Below are 209 nucleotides of genomic sequence, written 5' to 3'. Positions count from 1 at the left end.
ACGCTCATACTGACCCAGACTGTTGTACGCAATCCCCAGATTGCCTAAAGTATTGCCTTCTCCCTGGCGATCGCCAATCTCCCGCGCGATCGTCAGGTATTGCTGATGGAACTCGATCGCACGCTCATACTGACCCAGACTGTTGTACGCAATCCCCAGATTGCCTAAAGTATTGCCTTCTCCCTGGCGATCGCCAATCTCCCGCGCGA

1 protein-coding gene is annotated in these 209 nt (G+C 54.5%); it reads right to left on the bottom strand.

Annotation, left to right across the window (positions count from 1 at the left end; translation table 11 throughout):
* Nucleotides 1-209: tetratricopeptide repeat protein (locus JUJ53_RS02835; RefSeq protein WP_204150468.1), on the bottom strand; the 209-nt coding region annotated here is incomplete at both ends.

Origin of the sequence: Leptolyngbya sp. CCY15150 (assembly GCF_016888135.1) — a bacterium.
Taxonomy (GTDB): Bacteria; Cyanobacteriota; Cyanobacteriia; order RECH01; family RECH01; genus RECH01.
This window is presented reverse-complemented; position numbering and strand designations above follow the sequence as displayed.